The sequence below is a fragment of the Hyphomicrobium sp. 1Nfss2.1 genome, from assembly GCF_965243865.1.
Taxonomy (GTDB): Bacteria; Pseudomonadota; Alphaproteobacteria; order Rhizobiales; family Hyphomicrobiaceae; genus Hyphomicrobium_A.
Genome location: NZ_OZ251603.1, coordinates 1,455,810 through 1,474,305, shown reverse-complemented (window position 1 = coordinate 1,474,305; position 18,496 = coordinate 1,455,810). Strand labels below are relative to the sequence as shown.

General features: G+C 63.1%; 26 protein-coding genes. 7 read left to right on the top strand and 19 right to left on the bottom strand.

Features of this window, described 5'->3' with window-relative positions:
• Positions 1-2: 2 nt before the first annotated feature.
• Positions 3-377, bottom strand: coding sequence for a hypothetical protein (locus tag ACP15D_RS07350; protein WP_424956881.1), 375 nt, complete (start codon positions 375-377; stop codon positions 3-5).
• A gap of 151 nt (positions 378-528) precedes the next feature.
• Here ACP15D_RS07350 and ACP15D_RS07345 point away from each other — a divergent pair, with 151 nt between their 5' ends.
• The 4 genes from ACP15D_RS07345 (at position 529) to ACP15D_RS07330 (ending at position 3,173) form a co-directional block, all read left to right on the top strand.
• Positions 529-1,059: an adenine phosphoribosyltransferase gene (locus ACP15D_RS07345; protein ID WP_072372532.1), complete on the top strand. Its 531-nt coding sequence runs from the start codon at positions 529-531 to the stop codon at positions 1,057-1,059.
• An 11-nt stretch (positions 1,060-1,070) separates the two neighbouring features.
• The gene (locus ACP15D_RS07340) at positions 1,071-1,307 is read left to right on the top strand and encodes a hypothetical protein (protein ID WP_424956880.1); all 237 of its coding nucleotides are present in this window, start codon (positions 1,071-1,073) and stop codon (positions 1,305-1,307) included.
• Positions 1,308-1,310: 3 nt separating this feature from the next.
• Complete coding sequence (gene mtnA / locus ACP15D_RS07335; RefSeq protein WP_424956879.1) at positions 1,311-2,405, top strand: S-methyl-5-thioribose-1-phosphate isomerase; 1,095 nt, start codon at positions 1,311-1,313, stop codon at positions 2,403-2,405.
• Positions 2,406-2,489: 84 nt separating this feature from the next.
• Positions 2,490-3,173 carry a class II aldolase/adducin family protein gene (locus ACP15D_RS07330; RefSeq protein WP_424956878.1) on the top strand — a complete coding sequence of 228 codons (684 nt, stop codon included), beginning with the start codon at positions 2,490-2,492 and terminating at the stop codon, positions 3,171-3,173.
• Between the two features lie 10 nt (positions 3,174-3,183).
• On the opposite strand, the gene ACP15D_RS07325 is transcribed toward ACP15D_RS07330, so the two are convergent.
• From ACP15D_RS07325 to ACP15D_RS07290, 8 genes are all read right to left on the bottom strand, one after another.
• A complete protein-coding gene (locus ACP15D_RS07325; RefSeq protein ID WP_424956877.1) occupies positions 3,184-3,444 on the bottom strand; it encodes a hypothetical protein in 261 nt (86 codons plus the stop codon).
• 56 nt (positions 3,445-3,500) lie between these two features.
• The gene (locus ACP15D_RS07320; RefSeq protein WP_424956876.1) at positions 3,501-3,683 is read right to left on the bottom strand and encodes a hypothetical protein; all 183 of its coding nucleotides are present in this window, start codon (positions 3,681-3,683) and stop codon (positions 3,501-3,503) included.
• A gap of 142 nt (positions 3,684-3,825) precedes the next feature.
• On the bottom strand, positions 3,826-4,782 hold the full coding sequence (gene pip / locus ACP15D_RS07315; RefSeq protein WP_424956875.1) for a prolyl aminopeptidase: 957 nt from the start codon (positions 4,780-4,782) through the stop codon (positions 3,826-3,828).
• An 11-nt stretch (positions 4,783-4,793) separates the two neighbouring features.
• A complete protein-coding gene (ychF, locus tag ACP15D_RS07310) occupies positions 4,794-5,891 on the bottom strand; it encodes a redox-regulated ATPase YchF (RefSeq protein WP_424956874.1) in 1,098 nt (365 codons plus the stop codon).
• A gap of 108 nt (positions 5,892-5,999) precedes the next feature.
• Complete coding sequence (locus ACP15D_RS07305; protein WP_424956873.1) at positions 6,000-6,389, bottom strand: hypothetical protein; 390 nt, start codon at positions 6,387-6,389, stop codon at positions 6,000-6,002.
• A 122-nt stretch (positions 6,390-6,511) separates the two neighbouring features.
• Positions 6,512-6,958, bottom strand: a complete 447-nt coding sequence (locus ACP15D_RS07300; protein ID WP_424956872.1) for a GAF domain-containing protein — start codon at positions 6,956-6,958, stop codon at positions 6,512-6,514.
• A 76-nt stretch (positions 6,959-7,034) separates the two neighbouring features.
• Positions 7,035-7,508 (bottom strand): VOC family protein, encoded by a 474-nt coding sequence (locus tag ACP15D_RS07295; protein ID WP_424956871.1) that lies wholly within the window; start codon positions 7,506-7,508, stop codon positions 7,035-7,037.
• Positions 7,509-7,528: 20 nt separating this feature from the next.
• Positions 7,529-8,059: an SRPBCC family protein gene (locus ACP15D_RS07290; RefSeq protein WP_424956870.1), complete on the bottom strand. Its 531-nt coding sequence runs from the start codon at positions 8,057-8,059 to the stop codon at positions 7,529-7,531.
• A gap of 64 nt (positions 8,060-8,123) precedes the next feature.
• Here ACP15D_RS07290 and ACP15D_RS07285 point away from each other — a divergent pair, with 64 nt between their 5' ends.
• Positions 8,124-8,576 carry a MarR family winged helix-turn-helix transcriptional regulator gene (locus tag ACP15D_RS07285; RefSeq protein WP_424956869.1) on the top strand — a complete coding sequence of 151 codons (453 nt, stop codon included), beginning with the start codon at positions 8,124-8,126 and terminating at the stop codon, positions 8,574-8,576.
• A gap of 10 nt (positions 8,577-8,586) precedes the next feature.
• On the opposite strand, the gene ACP15D_RS07280 is transcribed toward ACP15D_RS07285, so the two are convergent.
• From ACP15D_RS07280 to ACP15D_RS07270, 3 genes are all read right to left on the bottom strand, one after another.
• Positions 8,587-9,429 carry a sterol desaturase family protein gene (locus tag ACP15D_RS07280; protein WP_424956868.1) on the bottom strand — a complete coding sequence of 281 codons (843 nt, stop codon included), beginning with the start codon at positions 9,427-9,429 and terminating at the stop codon, positions 8,587-8,589.
• A gap of 89 nt (positions 9,430-9,518) precedes the next feature.
• The gene (locus ACP15D_RS07275; protein ID WP_424956867.1) at positions 9,519-9,848 is read right to left on the bottom strand and encodes a cysteine rich repeat-containing protein; all 330 of its coding nucleotides are present in this window, start codon (positions 9,846-9,848) and stop codon (positions 9,519-9,521) included.
• Positions 9,849-9,915: 67 nt separating this feature from the next.
• Entirely contained in the window at positions 9,916-10,236 is a 321-nt protein-coding gene (locus ACP15D_RS07270) for a hypothetical protein (RefSeq protein WP_424956866.1), read from the bottom strand.
• Between the two features lie 163 nt (positions 10,237-10,399).
• Between ACP15D_RS07270 and ACP15D_RS07265 the strand changes: the two genes are divergently transcribed.
• Together ACP15D_RS07265 and ACP15D_RS07260 are read left to right on the top strand one after the other, a co-directional pair.
• Positions 10,400-11,098: a response regulator gene (locus ACP15D_RS07265; RefSeq protein ID WP_424959188.1), complete on the top strand. Its 699-nt coding sequence runs from the start codon at positions 10,400-10,402 to the stop codon at positions 11,096-11,098.
• The gene (locus tag ACP15D_RS07260; RefSeq protein ID WP_424956865.1) at positions 11,099-12,439 is read left to right on the top strand and encodes a sensor histidine kinase; all 1,341 of its coding nucleotides are present in this window, start codon (positions 11,099-11,101) and stop codon (positions 12,437-12,439) included.
• A gap of 51 nt (positions 12,440-12,490) precedes the next feature.
• Here ACP15D_RS07260 and ACP15D_RS07255 read toward each other — a convergent pair whose 3' ends face one another.
• The 7 genes from ACP15D_RS07255 to ACP15D_RS07225 form a co-directional block, all read right to left on the bottom strand.
• Complete coding sequence (locus tag ACP15D_RS07255) at positions 12,491-13,747, bottom strand: glycosyltransferase (RefSeq protein ID WP_424956864.1); 1,257 nt, start codon at positions 13,745-13,747, stop codon at positions 12,491-12,493.
• A 21-nt stretch (positions 13,748-13,768) separates the two neighbouring features.
• Positions 13,769-14,686 (bottom strand): hypothetical protein, encoded by a 918-nt coding sequence (locus ACP15D_RS07250; protein ID WP_424956863.1) that lies wholly within the window; start codon positions 14,684-14,686, stop codon positions 13,769-13,771.
• Positions 14,687-14,744: 58 nt separating this feature from the next.
• Positions 14,745-15,092, bottom strand: coding sequence for a hypothetical protein (locus ACP15D_RS07245; protein WP_072372487.1), 348 nt, complete (start codon positions 15,090-15,092; stop codon positions 14,745-14,747).
• Positions 15,093-15,202: 110 nt separating this feature from the next.
• Positions 15,203-15,964: an ABC transporter permease gene (locus ACP15D_RS07240; protein ID WP_424956862.1), complete on the bottom strand. Its 762-nt coding sequence runs from the start codon at positions 15,962-15,964 to the stop codon at positions 15,203-15,205.
• Positions 15,961-16,887, bottom strand: coding sequence for an ABC transporter ATP-binding protein (locus ACP15D_RS07235; protein WP_424956861.1), 927 nt, complete (start codon positions 16,885-16,887; stop codon positions 15,961-15,963). Before ACP15D_RS07235 ends, ACP15D_RS07240 begins: the two co-directional genes overlap by 4 nt.
• Positions 16,888-16,935: 48 nt before the next feature.
• Positions 16,936-17,664: an aminoacyl-tRNA hydrolase gene (pth, locus tag ACP15D_RS07230; RefSeq protein WP_424956860.1), complete on the bottom strand. Its 729-nt coding sequence runs from the start codon at positions 17,662-17,664 to the stop codon at positions 16,936-16,938.
• A 57-nt stretch (positions 17,665-17,721) separates the two neighbouring features.
• A complete protein-coding gene (locus ACP15D_RS07225) occupies positions 17,722-18,447 on the bottom strand; it encodes a 50S ribosomal protein L25/general stress protein Ctc (RefSeq protein ID WP_072372474.1) in 726 nt (241 codons plus the stop codon).
• Between the last annotated feature and the right edge of the window lie 49 nt (positions 18,448-18,496).

Below are 18,496 nucleotides of genomic sequence, written 5' to 3'. Positions count from 1 at the left end.
CCTCAGGCCGGCTTTGGGAAGTTGATGAGGATCTGCATGTGCACCAGCTCGGGGAAGTAGGCCTTGAGCAGGGCGCCGGCGACCCAGAGAATGGCGCCGAGAAGCATCAGCGCGGGGATAGCGGCGAGCACGGCCTTGATCGAGAAGGCCATGAGGTGCGTGAAAGGCACGTCGAAGCGCGTGACGGCCGTTCCGGCTGGAACTTCGGCAGGGTATGCGTGTTCCTGAATGCCGAAGTCATGGGTGAGCGTGGCGGCGCGCGCTTTAGCTTCCTTTTGCCGGGCTGCGCGCTCGCGCGCCTCTCGTTCGCGCCTCAGAGTTCGGGGGAGATCGTCCAGGCCCTCATCTGCCGTGAGGGGGAAATCAACGCTGGCCACGGGAAATGCCTCCAACATGTGTCACGCAATTCTCACGTGCTGGCGCGAGAAGGGCGTTTAAGCAATGCAGTGATCGGGCGGCGGTAAAACGCCTACCGTCTTGAGATCGATATTGCTATTTTGCGCCCGCAATTTGGCGGGAGGGCTTCACTTGATCGACTTGCGGCACCTTGTACGTACCATACCGGATTACCCCAAGCCTGGGATCCTGTTCCGGGACGTGACGACGCTGATGGGCAACGCCGAAGGGTTCAAGGCTTCGGTCGAAGCGATGGCAGCGCCTTATCTCGACGACAAGATCGACGCGGTGGCGGGGATCGAGGCGCGCGGGTTCATCCTGGGCGGCGCGGTTGCCGATCGGCTGTCGTGCGGCTTCATCCCCATTCGCAAGAAGGGGAAGCTGCCGTGGAAGACGATCGGGCAGCAGTACACGCTGGAATATGGCGTGGACATCATCGAGATCCACGCCGACGCCATCAAGCCGGGCGAGCGCATCCTGATCGTCGATGATCTGATTGCGACCGGCGGCACGGCGGAAGCTGCCGCGAAATTGATCAGCCGGACGGGCGGGCTGGTGGCGGGCGCTGCGTTTCTCGTCGATCTGCCCGATCTGGGCGGTCTCGACCTTTTGCGCAGCCATGGTGTGCGCACGCATGCGCTGATGGCGTTCGAGGGTCACTGATAGGCGTAGACGTGAGCGGAAATCCACTTCCCCCAGACAGATTTCGTGAGGCGCTGGCGCGCGTGGCGGACTGGCGGTTGTCGCCGCTGGAGCCGGTGGCGTGCCCGGTCTGCGAAGAGGACGGCCTCGTCATTGAGGATCGCTCCACGCGCCCTTATGCCGAATGGTATGTGCTCTCGTGCCCCTCGTGCGGGCTCGGCCATACCATTCACATTCCCATGTCTCCGATCATGTCTGGTGGCGATTGAGCGATGAAGATCAACGGCGAAGCGTACCGGACGATATGGCTGGCGGCAGATGGCTGGTCGGTCGATGTCATCGATCAGACGCGGTTGCCGCACGAATTCGTCGTGGTGCCGTTGAAGTCGATGGAGGATGCTGCGCGTGCGATCCTGACGATGCAGGTGCGTGGCGCGCCTCTGATCGGGGCGACGGCTGCGTACGGTCTGGCGATGGCGATACGCGAGGACGCTTCAGACGAAGCGATTGACCGCGCCAGCGCTTATCTCGCCAAGCAGCGTCCGACGGCGATCAACCTGCGCTGGGCGCTGGATGAAATGCTCCGGGCGGTGCTGAACCTGCCGCGCGCGGACCGCGTGGCAGCCGCGTATGCGCGTGCTGCGCAGATCTGTGACGACGACGTGGAGACGTGCCGGCTGATCGGCGTTCACGGCAAGGCGCTGATTGATGACATCGCCAAGACAAAGGGCGGCGCACGGGTCGAAGTTCTGACCCACTGCAACGCGGGCTGGCTCGCCTGCGTCGACTGGGGCACGGCAACGTCGCCGATCTATCAGGCGCACGATGCGGGCGTGCCGCTGCATGTCTGGGTGGACGAGACGCGTCCGCGCAATCAGGGCGCTTCGCTGACCGCGTATGAACTCGGCAGTCATGGCGTGCCGCATACGATCGTGGTCGACAACGCGGGCGGGCATCTGATGCAGCACGGCCGGGTCGACCTCGTCATCGTCGGCACGGACCGGGTGGCGGCCAATGGCGATGTCGCCAACAAGATCGGCACATATCTCAAGGCACTGGCGGCGAAGGACAATGGCGTACCGTTCTACGTGGCGCTGCCGCACTCGACGATCGACTGGACGCTTGCGGAGGGGATGTCGATCCCGATCGAGGAACGCTCGGGCGATGAGGTGCTGAAGATGCCCGGCCGTCTCCCGGACGGGACGGTCGTTACGGTAGAGATCGCAGCGCCCGGGTCGCCCGCCGGCAATCCGGCGTTCGACGTGACGCCGGCCCGCCTCGTCACGGGGTTCATTACCGAACGTGGCGTTTGCCCCGCGACGCGTGAGGGGTTGCTGTCGCTCTATCCGGAGCGGGCGAACGACTAGCGCTGCTACAACCTTTTATATTTCTGCCAAAGAACCTGTGGCAGGGTGTGCCCGGGACGATTGGGCTGCGGGCGATGTGCCGTGATGAAGGCGGATAAGCAGATCAAGCTGGACGAGGCCGAGAAGCGCGCGCGCCGTGCGGTGATCGAGACAGCGTTGGCGATGAGCCGGTCGGGGCTGTCGCCGGGACGATCGGGGAATGTCTCGTGCCGCTGGAAGGGCGGCATGCTGATCACGCCGACGGGGGTGCAGTACGAGACGCTGAAGCCGCGCGATATCGTATTCGTCACCGGCAAAGGGACGTTGCAGGGGCGGTCGCTGCGCAAGCCGTCGAGTGAGTGGCGCTTTCATCTGGCGGCGTATCGGGCGCGGACGGATATGAATGCGGTGGTGCATACGCACTCGCTTTACGCAACCGTTCTGGCGTGCGCGCACAAGCCGATCCCGGCATTTCACTACATGGTGGCAGTTGCCGGCGGCAGCGATATTCCGCTGGTGCCGTACGACACGTTCGGCACGGAGGAGCTAGCGCGGCACGTGGGCGAGGGGCTCGCGCACCGCAATGCATGCCTGATGGCGAACCACGGGCAGATCGCGATCGGCAAGGATCTCGCCCAAGCGCTCGAGCTTGCGCACGAGGTGGAAGTGCTGGCGCAGCAGTACGTGAATGTGCTGTCGATCGGCGAGGCGCATATCCTGCCGGACGAGGAAATGGCGCGCGTCCTCGAACGCTTCAAAAGCTATGGGCAGCGTGCGCAGGATTCCTGATCAGCGCAGATCAGTCGGCGAGGCTTTGCAGCGTCGTGCGGCAGGAGCGCTTCCACTGCGCCTTGGTCATGTGGGTTTTTCTGTCCCAGGCGGCCATGCATTCCTCAATTCGTTTTTCGAACGATGGCTCGACGTCAATGCTGCCGGTGGTGACCGCGGGCGATTGATCGGGCTTTGAGGTGGCGGCGTTGGGCGTCGTGTCGGCAGAAGCCGTCGCGCTCAACGCTGCGAGGCACATTACGGAAACGAGTGTTTTGGCAATATTGCTCATGTTGTTTCTTGTCCCGTCCCTATGGGAGCAGCGACGAGGCCGCTACTCCCTTATCCCTAGCTAACGCGTGGGCCTTGCATCTGGCGCAGCGCCGCTTCAATTCGCCGCCAGTTCTGCGCTTCGATTGTGTTCCCTTGGTGCTCTAAATCGCGGGCCTTTTGCGCGGCGTGAGCCAGAGCCAAATCGCCTCTCGCCTCTCGCAGTTTGCGCGCGTGTTCCTGGATTTCCATCGCCTGCATGCCGGAACCTCCATGTTGGATGGCGATTGCAGGCATATGGGCGCGGATCAGGCCGCTGCCAATGGGGACAGCCTCTGAGTGTGGGGCACAGATGTGCGTGCCACAAATTATCCACAAGCCTTAGCGTTCGGGTTTGCCAAACTTACAGATCTGCAAACTCGCTCAGTGATTGGATGACCAGAGGCATGAATTGGCTGCCGCCACCGTGCCCTGCATCGTCGAGGATATGCAGGTGGCTGGTTTTCCATTGCCTGTGCAGCTTCCACGCGGTGACGAGAGGTCCACTTACGTCATAGCGTCCGTGGATCAACACACCCGGGATGCCGCTGAGTTTGGAGGCGTCGCGGATCAATTGATCCTCCTCGAGGAACGCCGCATTTCGCCAGTAGTGCGTGACGAGACGCGCGAAGCGAAGTCGAAACTCGGTATCTTGAAACGGCGGACTTCGGGTGTGACCAGGAGTGAGCGATACGTGAGCGTCTTCCCAGTTGCACCAAGCCAGCGCAGCTTTGTCGCGAACGATTGGATCAGGGTCGGCGAGCATGATGGCATAGGCGTCAACCGGTGGGAGGTGACGCAGGTTGTCCGGCATAGCCTCAGAGAAGCGTTCCCATTCTTCGGGAAAGATGCGTCCCACGTCCTCGGTGATCCAACGGACTTCTGAACGCGAGGTGGTGGTGACGAACCCTAGTACCATTGCCTTCACCCGATGCGGGTGAGCTTGAGCATAGGCGAGGCCGAGAGTAGTCCCCCAGGAGAGCCCGAGAATTGTCCAACGGTCGATGCAGAGGAGTGTCCGAAGTGCCTCGATGTCGGCGATCAGGTGGGCAGTGGTGTTAGCGGACAAGTCGGCGTCGAGATTACTCGCAAGCGGTCGGCTGCGCCCTGCGCCGCGCTGATCGATTAATACTGCCCGATAAATCTGCGGATCGAAAAAGCGCCGCTGATTGGGAGAGCAGCCCGTTCCTGGGCCGCCGTGCAGGAAGAGTGCTGGTTCGCCAGCGGGGTTACCGCTGCACTCCCAGTAAATTTGATGGCTGTCGCCGACATCGAGCATGCCGGAGACATAGGGCTCGATGGCTGGGAACTGTCCCGGCATCGCTCAGTGGGCTAGTTGGCGAAGCGGAAGTGCATGACGTCGCCGTCCTTGACGACATACTCCTTGCCTTCGAGGCGCATCTTGCCGGCATCCTTGGCGCCGACCTCGCCACCCAGTCCGACGTAATCGTCGTAGGCGATGGTTTCGGCGCGGATGAAGCCCTTTTCGAAGTCGGTGTGGATGACGCCGGCAGCCTGCGGGGCTTTGGTGCCGCGCGTGATGGTCCAGGCGCGTGCCTCCTTGGGGCCGACGGTGAAGTAGGTGACGAGGTCGAGCAACTTGTAGCCGGCACGAATGAGGCGGTTTAGGCCCGGTTCTTCGAGGCCCATCTCGGCGAGGAACTCGCTGCGGTCGGCGGCGGGGAGGCTCGCGAACTCGGCTTCGATCTTGGCGGAGATGACGACGGTGACGGCGCCTTCGGCCTCAGCCTTCTCTTCGACCTTCTTGGAATAGGCGTTGCCGTTTGCGGCGGACGCTTCCTCTACGTTGCACACGTAGACAACGGGCTTGGAAGTGAGAAGCTGAAGGCCGAGGAAGATCGGGCGCTCTTCAGGCGTGATGTCGGCGGTGCGTGCGGGCTTGCCTTCGCGCAGTGGCGCAAGGGCCTTTTCCATGACGGCAACCAGCGCCTTCGAATCCTTGTCGCCACCCTTGGCCTTCTTCTCGGCGGCGGCAATGCGCTTATCGAGGCTCTCCATGTCGGCGAGCATCAGTTCGGTTTCCACCACCTCGGCGTCGGCGAGCGGATCGATGCGGTTCTCGACGTGGGTGATGTCGTCATCCTCGAAGCAGCGCAGGACGTAGGCGACGGCATCGACCTCGCGGATGTGCGAGAGGAACTTGTTGCCGAGACCTTCACCCTTGGAGGCCCCGCGCACGAGGCCGGCGATGTCGACGAACGTGAGGCGGGTGGGAATGATCTGCCCAGAACCGGCAACGGCGGCCAGCTTGTCGAGCCGTTCGTCCGGCACGCCGACCTCGCCCACGTTGGGCTCGATAGTGCAGAATGGATAATTGGCGGCCTCGGCTGCCGCGGTCTGCGTCAGCGCATTGAAGAGGGTGGATTTGCCGACGTTCGGCAGACCCACGATGCCGCATTTGAAGCCCATGTTTTGAAGTCTCGAGTTATGTGGCGGGACGGCGAGCGGGGCGCTCAGCCTGGTTGCCGCATGCCTAGAGGCTTCGGCTGCAAAAGTGAAGCCCGGTGTTGCCGCAGATCAACGGGGGCGGGCTGCCGGAGCCGGTGCCATGGCCGCACGGGGGCGCTCGCAGGGGTAAATCCCATTGATAATGCTGGCGATGGTCGCGTTTGCGTCGTCGCCGGCGTGGCCGAAGCGGGCGGCGGAAAGCTTAACCCGGACGTGCTCCAGCAGGGACACGGGGACGACACCGTCTCCAAGCATCAGTCCGCCGAAGGCACGCGGAAGGCAGATGCTCCGGTGCGTTCCGCTATTGAGCACATTGAGACGTTCGTTGATCAGGGCGAAGCAGTCGCCGAGGCGCTGGTGGCGGCAATTGGCGACGAAGTCGTAGACAGGCTCGGCGCGGGCGGCGGGCGCGGGGCACAAGGCGCATAGCGCCAGCAGGATGGCCGCAAGTCTTGCCACGACGTTCCTCCATGCTCGGCAGGAAGATCATCCGCATAAGATGCGCAGGCAGACATTCTGGATCGGGATGGATCATTGGCGCAATCGTTTTGCGCCAGCGGCAAATGCGCGCTTTGAGAGCGTCAGTTGGCGCGCAGGGGGGCGAGCTGGCGGCCTTCGGCGAGCAGCGCCGATATCTCGGCGTCGGAGAAGGTACGCTCCGAGCGGTTGGCGACACCGAGCGCGCCGACGACGGTTTCGCCGGCGAAGATGGGAACGACGATGGAGCCGGAAAGCCCGGTGGCCTTGGCACCAGGGCGCACGTCACCGCTGGTGTCGGTCTGGAGGTTGCACGCGTTGACCGGCTCGGCGCGCTCGACGGCGAGGCCGGCCATGCCCTTGCCTACGGGGATTGTACGGATGATGGCGAGCACCGGCTCGGGCATGCCATCGGTTACGGCCGCGAGATGCAGTAGGCCATCCTCGCCAAGGAAGTGGACGGTGCCGCTGTCGGCTGCGAAATCGCGGACAATGCGAGCTAGGGCCTCTGAGGCGCTGACCTCTGTCGATGGGTTGGACTGGCTCGGCATTGGTCGATCTCCCGCTTTTCAAAGGCGGGTCAACGTAACATTGTTACGCTTTCGGGCAAGCCCCGGCGCCGCCCGATCAGGCGGCCGCCTCGAGTTCGGCTATGTCGAGCTTGACCATCCGCAGCATGGCTCTGGTGACGGCCGCGGCGCGGGCTTTGTCGGCGTGTGCGATCAACTCGCCGAGCCTGCGCGGGACGATCTGCCATGAGACGCCATAGCGATCCTTGAGCCAGCCGCACTGCACCGGCTTGCCGCCGCCTTGCAACAGGCCGTCCCAGAGCCTGTCGATCTCGCCTTGCGTGTCGCATGTGAGGACAAGCGAGATGGCATCGTTGAATTCGTGATGCGGGCCCGCGGAGATCGCCATGACGGGAGTGCCCGCGAGCGTGAACTCGACGACCGAGACGGAGCCCGCGGGGCCTGATGGCGTTTCGGCTGGCAGCGGCGTTACGCGATCGACGGAGGATGCGGGGATCACCGATGCGTAGAAGCGCGCGGCTTCCTCGGCGTTGTTCGCGTACCAGAGGTGGGGGGCGAAGGTTACGGCCATTTCTCTCTCCCGGATACCGATCAAGCTGCTTCGGCGATGGCTTTGAGGTTGGCGAGGCCTTCGTCGAAATCGCGCGCCATCATGCGTTCGCAGTTGACGAACAGCGAGAAGACTTTTCCGGGCAGCCCCGCCACACCCTTCATCGCCCACGTGACTTCGGTCTCATCGCCGATGGGCTTCAACGTGAACTCGACGCGGTTGTCACCTGCGAACGGCTTCGTCATCAGGAGACGCATGCCGATCATCGACGGCGATGTGTCGGTGACGCTGACGGAGCCGGTGCCGCTCTTGCCGGCGAAATGGAATGTGGCGCCTGGACCGGCATCGGGACCCGAGTAGCGCGCGGTGCCGCCGCTATCGCGCAGTGCATAGGGGTTCCAGGTGTTCATGAGTTTCAGGTTGTTGATGAGGCCGTGAAGGCGCGTAGGCGGCGCTGCGATCTTCAGGGACCGAGCGGCGTAGAACTCGTCCGGGCGTCGCGATGCGATGAACAGCGTGACGGCAATAGCGGCGATGAGCGCGATAGCGACGTATGTCAGCACTTCCAACATGAGCTGCTCCTCAGTCCTTTCCGGCATCAATTGACATTATGTTGATATCAACGTAATTGAGAGCATGTCAATGCTCGATGAGCTTCCGCTGTCGGTTACGCACGAGGTTCGCAATCGCTGCCTGTGCTTGCATTTGCAGCGGGCGGCGCGTGCGATCGCGCGTCATTTTGACGAGGCGCTGCGCCCACTCGAGATCACGAACGGCCAGTTCTCGCTGCTGATATCGCTCAATCGTCCAGCGGCGCCGACGATTGGCGAGATCGCGCAGCTGCTGGCGATGGATCGCACGACGTTGACGGCGAACTTGAAGCCCTTGGAGCGGCGCAAGCTTCTGAAGATCGTGGTCGATGACAAGGATAAGCGCAGCCGGCTGCTGAAGATCACGGCGGCGGGGCAGAAGCTCCTAGCGCGCGCTGTGCCCGTTTGGCGTGCGGCGCACGATGAGATCGATCGGATGCTGTCGCGGAATCCGGACGAATTGCGGGCGGATCTGGAAGGTCTGGCGCGCGGCGTGTGATCTTGATCGCTCAAGGAGCGCCGAGCAGCACCTTGGCTTTAGCGCGCCAGGTTGAGGCCTTTTTTACATCGCACCACAAGTGGCTCCATTCCGACAGGGCGATGCGAATGGGATTGTTGCTCGGCGTGCGGCCCTTGAGGCCGAACCTCAGCGGTTCATCGGCGGGTGCTGCGGCGAAGGTTCCGAACAGACGGTCGAAGACGATGAGGACGGATCCGTAGTTCTTGTCGAGGCAGGTCTCATTGGAAGCGTGATGCACGCGGTGATGCTGCGGTGTGTTCAATACCCATTCGAGCGGCCCGAGCGTCACCGGCAGGGCCGTGTGCAGGAAGAACTGATAGACGAGACCGAGTCCGAGCATGAGCCCGATGGCGAGTGGATGAAATCCGATGATCGCCAAGGGCAGGAAAAAGACGAAGGCACCACTGATCGTTCCAGTCCATCCGAGGCGGATGGCAGCGGACAGATTGAAATGCGTTGCCGAGTGATGCACCGCGTGCGTCGCCCACAGCCAGCGGATCCGGTGCGATGCGCGATGGAACCAGTAGTAGAAGAATTCCGTGCCAAGAAAGAGGGCGATCCAGCTCCAGGCGGTGTTCAGGGGGATGTCGAGCAGCCGGTGCCGATAGCAGACATAGAAGGGCACGGCGGCAATTACGCCGGTGATCATCCGGGCGAGGATGTCGCCGATGGCGACGCCGACGGAGGCCGCCGTTTCGCTCGTGTCATGGTCGGCATCGTGGTGCGCGAGCTTCATGTAGATCAGCTCGAGCGCGATGAAGGCGAGAGCGATGGGAAAGAAGCCGAATAGCGGCGACTTGGCGTTCATCAGGAACGCCGGCAGGTCGGGCATGGCACAACCTTTTCAATGCTGATCGACTGACGGGGGTGCGCGCAGGTGCAGGAAAGGAGCTGCCAAACCTGAACCTGCGCGCGCACCGGCTATTTGGCCGGTGGGGGAGAAGCGTTGCCGTCTCGGGTGGCGGCGACCTGGTCGCGCGCCTTCATAATTGCAGCGCGGCATCCGGGGCTGAGCGCGTCGGGATTGGCGACAAGGCAACGGACGATGCGACCGCCGCCGGGCATGACTGCCGGGCAGAGCCGCCAGCGATCGTCGGAGCAAGCCGAGGCGGCAGCTTTGATTGCAGGACTGCGGGCGAGTGCGGAGATATCGGCCTCAGTCAGTGGTGGCGAAGATTGGGCGAGGGTCGTGCTCGTGGTGGCGAAGAGCGTTGCGAGGGCGAGTGACGTTGCGACGACAGCGTTGCGCATGGTGCGATCCGTTGCAGAAGGCTTGTTGAAGGGACCGGCGGGCCCCACTTCCCCGCCGCTTGCCGGATCAGTAGCGCGTGACTGAGCCACTGCGCGTCACGGTGTTCCCGTTGGATCCGCTCCAGGTTGCCGAAGAGCCGCAGGTGCCGTTGGCGCAGCTAGAGGCTCCGCTGCGGCTTACGGTTCCGCCGTTGGGGCCGGTGTAGGTGCGGTTCGAGGAGCACGCGCCATTAGCGCAGGAGCCTGAAGCCGACCGCGACCAGCTGCGGCCATTGGGGCCTGTTCCGCCGCCCGATCGAGACCAGCCAGCTTCGGCGACGGTGGCAGCGGCAGCCAGCAGCAGGGTAGCCATGCAGACGGAGCCAAGGTGAGACTTCGATAGGATCATGACGTCTTCTCCATTTAACCAAAGCGCCAGAGGGGCGCGACGAGGAGAAGATGCGGGCGCAGTTTTGCTGGGGTGTTGCGAGAACTGCGGCCAGTTTTTCGTTTTGTAACCGTGCCGGGCGCCGGTCTTGCCAGAGTGGGCGATGTGGCTTCACATCGTCTCCATGAGTGAGCGGCCGAATATTCTTGTCATCGAGGACGATCCGGAGATCCGGTCTCTTGTGCAGGGCTACTTGCGCAAGCAGGGCTTCCGGGCGGAGATCGGTGACGGTGCTTCCGCGCTCGACCGGCATCTGGCGGTGTTCGGCGAGCCGGACCTGATCGTGCTCGACGTGATGCTGCCCGGCGAGGATGGGCTTTCCATCTGCCGAAGGCTCCGTGCCGCATCGCGGGTGCCGATCCTGATGCTGACGGCACGGGGCGAAGATGTCGATCGCATCGTCGGGCTGGAGCTGGGTGCGGACGATTATCTGCCGAAGCCTTTCAATCCGCGCGAGCTGGTGGCCCGTATCAGGGCGATCCTGAGACGCAACGAGCCAGCGCCAATATCAAGACGGCAATTCAAGGTCGGCGACATGACGGTCGATCTCGACACGCGCACCGTTGCCCGCGGCGAGGCCGTCATCGACCTGACGAGCGCGGAGTTCGATCTCCTCGAGTGCTTCGTCACGCGGCCGGGCCGCGTCTTGTCGCGCGAGCAGCTGATGGACTGGACGCGCGGGCGGCGCGCGGACACGTTCGACCGCACCATCGATGTGCAGATCAGCCGGCTGCGCAAGAAAGTCGATGTCGGGGCAACGCCACTGTTCAAAACACTCCGCAACGCGGGCTATGTGCTTTCGGCGCGCGTCGAGGAGGTGTGAGTGTTCGGACGGCTCGGTTTCGTCGGACGCGTATCGGCTATCTTGATGCTGGCGCTGGTCGCGCTGTGGGCGCTGGGAGCGGGGCTGAGCTATGTCTCGCGCACCCCGATCGCTCCCCTGCCGTCGGCATTGCCGTTGCCGCACCAGATGGCGGCGATTGTCGATCTTCTGGAGAAGTCGGACGAGGCTCAGCGGCAGACCGTACTTGCGGCCGTTAGCACCGACACACTGTATGTCAGCCTATCACCAAGTGCGCCTGAGGTGCCCGCTGATATTCGGCGACTGCGCGGGATCGAGTGGCTGATCAATCGCTACGTGGGAGCGCTGGGCAGCCGCGAAATCATTGCGTCGGCTGATCCGGATGCGCTCGGCGACTGGCAGCTTGGGCGTGGGAGGTTGTGGCGGCTGGCGCAGTTTCCACTGCGCGTGGCGGTTGGCCTGAAAGGCGGCGGGTACGCGGTGTTCGAGACGCGCGGGGAGATTGCACGGCGCCTGTTCGGAATGCCGCCAGGTTTCTGGGTGGGTGTGCTTGGGTCTCTGGTGGGTATAGCGGCGCTGTTTGCGGTATGGCGAGAGGCGCGGCCGCTGAAGGCGCTGTCAGGGTCGGTGGCGCGCTTTGCGCGTGATGGGCAACCCAATCGCGTCGCGCTGCGCGGGGCTCCAGAGCTGCGGCGGCTGATCGAAGAGGTCAACCGCATGCAGGAGCGCATCGCAACGCTGATCAAGGGACGAACCGTCCTGCTGGGGGCCGTATCACACGACCTCAAGACGTACATCACGCGTCTGAAACTGCGCGCTGAGATGATTGAAGATGGCGACCAGCGTGCCCGGGCAGAGCGCGACCTCGATGAGATGACGGCTCTGATCGATGATGCGCTCGCAGTCGCGCGGGGCATGGCATCGGAGAGGCAAATCAATGACGTTGACCTCGGCGAGGTCTTGCGGATCGTGGTGCAGGATTATTCCGGTGTCAGTCTCACCGCGCCGGCAGGCGCGCTGACGATGCGGGCGGATCCGGTTGCGCTGCGCCGGCTGTTCACCAATCTCGTCGACAACGCCGTTCGCTATGGCGGGGGTGCACCGGACATCACCGTCAGCGCCCGGCATGAGGGATGGCGGATTACGGTCGATGACAAGGGACCGGGCATTCCCGCTGCGGAGCGAGCGCTGGTGCTTGAGCCGTTCTACCGGCGCGAGTCGTCACGCAGCCGAGAGACGGGTGGCAGCGGGCTAGGGCTCGCAATCGTAAAGCAGATCGTCGAGGCGCACGGCGGCACAATTGCGCTTGATCAGTCGCCGGCGGGCGGCCTGCGGGTCGTGTTGGAGTTGCCAGCACGGTAAGTGGTGCGCAACGGCTGGCTTGCAGAGCGTCTCCTTGTGCGAGGCCGCCCGCTATCGGGGAACTGCGGTGCGCGGTGTCGCCTGCATGATCTTCTCGATGAATTCTACTGCCGATGCGATGCCGTCCTCGGTGCGGATGGCTGCGCCAATGGATGATGCGCGGGCTCGCATGTCTGGGTCGTCCATCACCATGATCGAGGATGCCAAGCGGTCAGGCGTGAGATGCTTGCGATCCAGGGCAGGGGGGCCGACGCCCAGGTGTGCAATGCGCCGGGCCCAAAAGGGCTGATCACCAAAGAATGGACAGGCAGCGGTCGGTTTGCCAGCCCTCAGGGCGGCGCCAGTCGTTCCGGCTCCGCCATGGTGGATCGTGGCACCGACGTAGGAAAATAGCTGGTGGTGGGGTGCCTCGGCGATGGTGCGGACAAGCGGCGTGTTTGCCGTGTGCGCGAGCGCGCCGCCACCGGTCGCAAGCACGCCGCGCTTTCCACATCGTGCGAGGGCTTCGACGCAGATCTGGGTCAGTTGTTGCGGATCAAGCCCTGGCATGCTGCCGAAGCCGATGTAGATCGGCGGTTCTCCCTCGGTCAGAAACGCGGCGAGGTCGGGATCAGGAGTCCAGCTCGGGGCGTCGAGGAACCAATAGCCGCTGACGAGGACATCGCTGCCCCAATCTGCTGGCCGTGGAACGACGCGAGGACTGTATGCGTAGAGCGTGGCTAGTGGAGTGTGAGGGCGGGCAGACGGCGGCAGATCGAGCGATGCACGCCATTTCCGCAGCAGGCCGCCGAACAGAAGGCTGGCGCTTCTGGTTGCCAGGCCGTGGCTGGCTTTGTTGAGTGGGCCAAGATTTGAGAACGGCAGTATCGGTGTCGGAAACGCAGATGTCGGCGTGAAACCCGGCAATGGCGATGCGAGCATGCACGGAACGCCGATCAGCTCGCTGATGTGTGGAATCGCTAGCGACTTCGGATGATAAATCAGAAGGTCAGGGGCGAAGCTTCGGACAGCGTTCCAATCGGCGTCGAGGAGATCGCGCATTAGGGGGCGTGCGTGTTTCAACAGGCCCAAACCTGCACCAAACCCTTTGCCGCGCGTCAGGGCAGCCTTGCCTTCTGGGGTGCCGATGAGGTTCAGGAGCTCGCCGGGAAGTGCGGCGAAGCAGATGCCGTGTTTTTCCGCCGTGGCTGCAAATTGTCGTGGCGCGGCCAGCTGTACGTCATGCCCGCGTGCTTGAAGCCCGAGAGCCATGGCAAGATAAGGCTGGAAATCCCCGCGCGTCCCAAATGTATGAATGGAGATGCGCAAGCCGTCGCCAGGGTTGTTGAATCAGCGGAACTGCGTGAGCGCGAAGGTGGAGTAGCTTGTCGGGCTGGGCAGTTTGTCCTTGCCGCTCATGGCGTCGGCAAGAGCTTCGCCGATGTTGGTGCCGGGGTCCGATTGCTTGACGGCGATGACAATGAACGGCCGCTGCCAGCTGGTGCCGCCGGTCTCGCAATCGGTGCAGGGGTCGCGATACTGGCCGAGGTTCAGCGTGTAGATCGGCACGTTCTGAGCGACGGCGGTGGATACCAGCGCTGCGGCTTGTTTGGCACGGCGCTCGGCGCGGGCGACCTCGTCGGCGGCATTGCCTTCCTGGGAGGCGGTTCCGACGGTGATCACTTCCTTGGCGTCGGACAGCGCGGTGCGCACCTCATCGTCGAGAACGGCAGCGGCAAGGTCAGCGCGTGGAATGGCCTGTCCGTCCTTCTCGAGGTCGTCAGAGCTACCGCTCACCCAGAGGAAGCTCTTGTTCAGCACGACGACATCGAACGAGCCGGTGCGTCCGGCTTTGTCCTTGCCCTCGATTGCGAACACCGTGGAGTTGCGCGTCTGGCGCACCTCGGGTTCGACCTCGGGCTTGATGGCCGCGGTTTCCATTTTCATCGGCTCGATGACGCGATGGCGGATCTCCAGTGCGGTGTAGGTGCCGCCGACCGCTGTGGTGCCAACGAGCATGGCGACGCCGGCGTTGGTCTTGAAGAGACCGAGGAACCAGGAGATGCGGTCCCACCAGCCGGCGCCCTTGTCGTAGACGCGGTAGCCACGCCGCAGCCACCAGAAGAGGCCGCGCCGCCGGTCCTCGTCGTCCGGGTCTACGAGTGCGTCAGCGGGAACAGGAACGGCGCAGAGGATCCATGACAAGACGAAGCCGGTGACGAAGGCTCCAATGGCGTACCATTGCAGGCCGGGGAGCAGGTCGGGCATGGCGCAAATCCTAGTGGGACGCGAGGTACGAAAGCGGAGCGCTGCGCTGTCGTCGGGCTCAGAAATTCACGTGCTGGATGACGTAACCGGCGCCGAATGCAATCAGGCCGGCGATGACGATCTGCGGCAGCACCGAAACGAATGTGCTGAGGAGCGCGACGAAGGCCTGGAATAGGGCGACGACCCCGGACCAGAGAACGAGCGCGGCGCGATAGAGAATGTAGGCGATGGCCACCAGCGCGACGACGAGGATGACGATCTTCCAGATCGGCAATGCCTGCCAGTCGGACGAGAAAATCGAGACGATCTGACCGAACGACCACGTCCAAATGAGCTGCAGGAACCTGAAGATCGCGGCGATGCCCTGCTGCAGAAACTGGACGATGGAATTGATTATGCCGTTCATGTGTCGCTCCCCTGTCGATGCCAACCACCGCGCGCAGAACGCCCCCCGGGCGACGCGTGGTTACACTGGCCTCTCGCCGTTGCTTGCGCAAGCTTGGATGCGGGCAGATGTCAGGTCTTGAGACGGTAGCCCGTGCTGAAGATGCGCCAGATAACCCCCAGGCAGATAAGCAGAAACAGCGCCGTCATGCCCAGGCTGGCGAAGATGTTGACGTCTGCAACACCGTAGAAGCTCCAGCGAAATCCGCTGACGAGATAGACCACAGGGTTGAATAGCGTCACCTTTTGCCAGAACGGCGGAAGCATGTTGATCGAATAGAAGGTGCCACCCAAGAATGTCAGTGGCGTGATAACGAGCAGAGGAATGACCTGCAACTTCTCGAAGCCGTCGGCCCAGATGCCGATGATGAAGCCGAGCAGGGAAAACGTCAGCGCTGTCAGCACGAGGAAGGCCAGCATCGCCAGCGGATGGGCGATGTGCAGGTCGACGAACACAGCGGCGGTGGCGAGGATGATGAGGCCGAGCGCAATCGACTTGGTGGCCGCTGCTCCGACATAACCGAGGGTGATCTCGAGCGGCGAGATCGGGGCCGTCAGCACCTCGTAAATGGTTCCGGTGAAGCGCGGAAAATAGATGCCGAAGGATGCGTTCGAGATCGATTGCGTCAAAAGCTGCAGCATGATGAGGCCCGGCACGATGAAGGCGCCGTAGCTGATGCCTTCGATGTGCTGGATACGTGAGCCGATGGCCGCGCCGAATACGATGAAATAGAGTGAGGTCGAGATCACAGGCGAAATGATGCTCTGCATGACCGTGCGCATGGCGCGCGACATCTCGAACATGTAGATGGCTTTGATCGCGTGCAGGTTCATTTCTTGCTCCTGACGAGATCGACGAAGATGTCTTCGAGCGAGGATTGCGTGGTGTCGAGATCGGAGAAGCCGATCCCGGCTGAGCGCATATCGTCGAGCAGCGACGTGATGCCGGTGCGGCCGGCGCGGGTATCGTAGGTAAAGGTCAGCGTGTTCCCGTCGGCGGACAGCTCGAGCTCATGCATGGAGAGTGAGGCCGGAATTTCGGAGAGCGGCTCGCTGAGCTGCAGCGTGAGCTGCTTCTTGCCGAGCTTGCGCATCAGCTCGGCCTTGTCTTCGACGATGATCAATTCACCCTTGGTGATGACACCGACGCGGTCGGCCATCTCCTCGGCTTCCTCGATGTAATGCGTGGTGAGGATGATGGTGACGCCGGCTGCGCGTAGATCGCGCACCACCTGCCACATGTCCTTGCGCAGCTCGACGTCGACGCCGGCAGTTGGTTCGTCGAGGAACAGGATCGTGGGCTCGTGCGAAAGAGCTTTGGCGATCAAGAGACGCCGCTTCATGCCGCCCGAGAGCTCCATGATGCGGTTGTCCTTCTTCTCCCATAGCGAAAGGGCGCGAAGGATTTTCTCGATGTAGGCGGGATTTGGCGCCTTGCCGAACAAGCCGCGGCTGAAGGAGACCGCGTTCCATACGGTCTCGAAGTGGTCCGTGGTCAGCTCTTGCGGGACGAGGCCGATCATCTCGCGGACGCGGCGATAGTCGCGTTTGATGTCGCCGCCATCGACGGTGACGGAACCGGTCGTCGGATTGACGAGCCCGCAGATGATAGAGATCAGCGTGGTCTTGCCCGCGCCGTTGGGACCGAGCAGGGCGAAAATCTCGCCGCGCTCGATATCGAGATCGACACGCTTCAGCGCCTGAAAGCCGCCGGCATATGTCTTCGACAGATCTTTGATCGATATGATGGCGGTCATGCGGGGGGAATAAGCGCTCCCGTGGTCGTCTTCAAGACGGCCGAGACATCATTCCTTGTCGCCGCGGCCGGCAAGCCACTTTTTCAAGTTATCAGCAAGCGCGGTGGCACGTTTTGATTGACGCTCGCCAGCGGGGTGCGGATTGCGCGGCGCGGGCTTGGGCTTTGATGGGACGGCGGATTTCGCGGGCGTCGCTTCCGGCTCGTCGTCCTCATTCATCTTGAGGGCGACGTTGGATAGAAAGCGCGCGCTGTCTCCTTTGGCGAGGAAGGGCGCTGCATCGGCCATGGCGTCCAGCATGGGATCGAGCCAAGTATATTCGACCTTGGCGAAGTCATGCAGCACGTAACGTGCAACGGCTTCCTTGGCTCCGGGATGGCCGACGCCAATGCGAACGCGCGCGTAGTCGTTGCCCATGTGGGCCGAGATCGAGCGCAGTCCGTTGTGCCCGGCATTGCCGCCGCCGGACTTCACTTTCAGCTTGGAAGGGGCGAGGTCGATCTCGTCGTGGAAGACGTAGATGTCCTCGAGCGGAATTTTGAGGAAGCGCGCGGCTTCGCCGACGGCACGGCCGCTCTCGTTCATGTAGGTTGCCGGCTTCAGAAGAACGACCCGTTCGCCGCCGATCGTGCCTTCCGCGGTTTCGCCTTGGAAGCGCTTGCGCCACGCGCTGAAGCCATGCGCGTCGGCGATCTTGTCGAGGGCCATGAAGCCCACGTTGTGGCGGTGGCGTGCGTATTCTGCGCCTGGGTTTCCCAATCCAACGAACAGCTTCATTGGCATCGCCCCGCGCGGAGGAATGCGGGCGCAGCCTGAGCCGCGCCCGCAGTTCGATTACTTCTTTGCGCCGGGCTTGGCAGCAGGAGCTGCAGCCTTGGCGGCAGGGGCCGCGCCGGCCTTGGCGGCAGGAGCGGCAGCCTTGGCGGCTGGGGCTGCGCCTGCAGCGGCGGCGGCGTCGCCAGCAGCTGCACCAGCGCCGGATTCGGACTCCTTCACTGCGCCGGCGATGGTGGCGATGGTGAAGTCGCGGTCCTTGATGGTGAGCTCGGCGTCCTTCGGCAGGACGATGGTCGAGACGTGGATCGAGCGGCCGATCTCAAGCCCGGTGAGGTCGATCTCGAAGTATGGTGGGATGTGATCCCAGGGGCAGATGACTTCGACATCGTGACGGACGATGTTGAGCACGCCGCCGCGCTTCAGGCCGGGCGAGGCCTGGTCGTTGACGAAGCGAACGGGGACCTCGACGCGGATGCGACCGTCGCTGGCGATGCGCATGAAATCGACGTGCACCGGCAGATCCTTCACCGGGTCAACCTGAAGGTCACGCGGAATAACGCGCGACTTCGTGCCTTCGACGTCGATGTCGAGAACGGTGGAGGTGAAGTGGCCCTTGAGAACCTGCCTCCACAGGTCATTGTAGTCGAGGGCGATGGCTACGGGCGTTTCGCCGTTGCCATAAATGACAGCTGGAACTTTTCCTTCACGACGAGCTTGGCGTGCGGCCCCCTTGCCGGCACGCGGGCGCGCCGTGGCTTTCAGCTCGATCGGTTGCTGAGCCATGGCTGTTTCTCCAAAAAAATCAGGGCCTTGCGGCCCTATCACGCGGCGC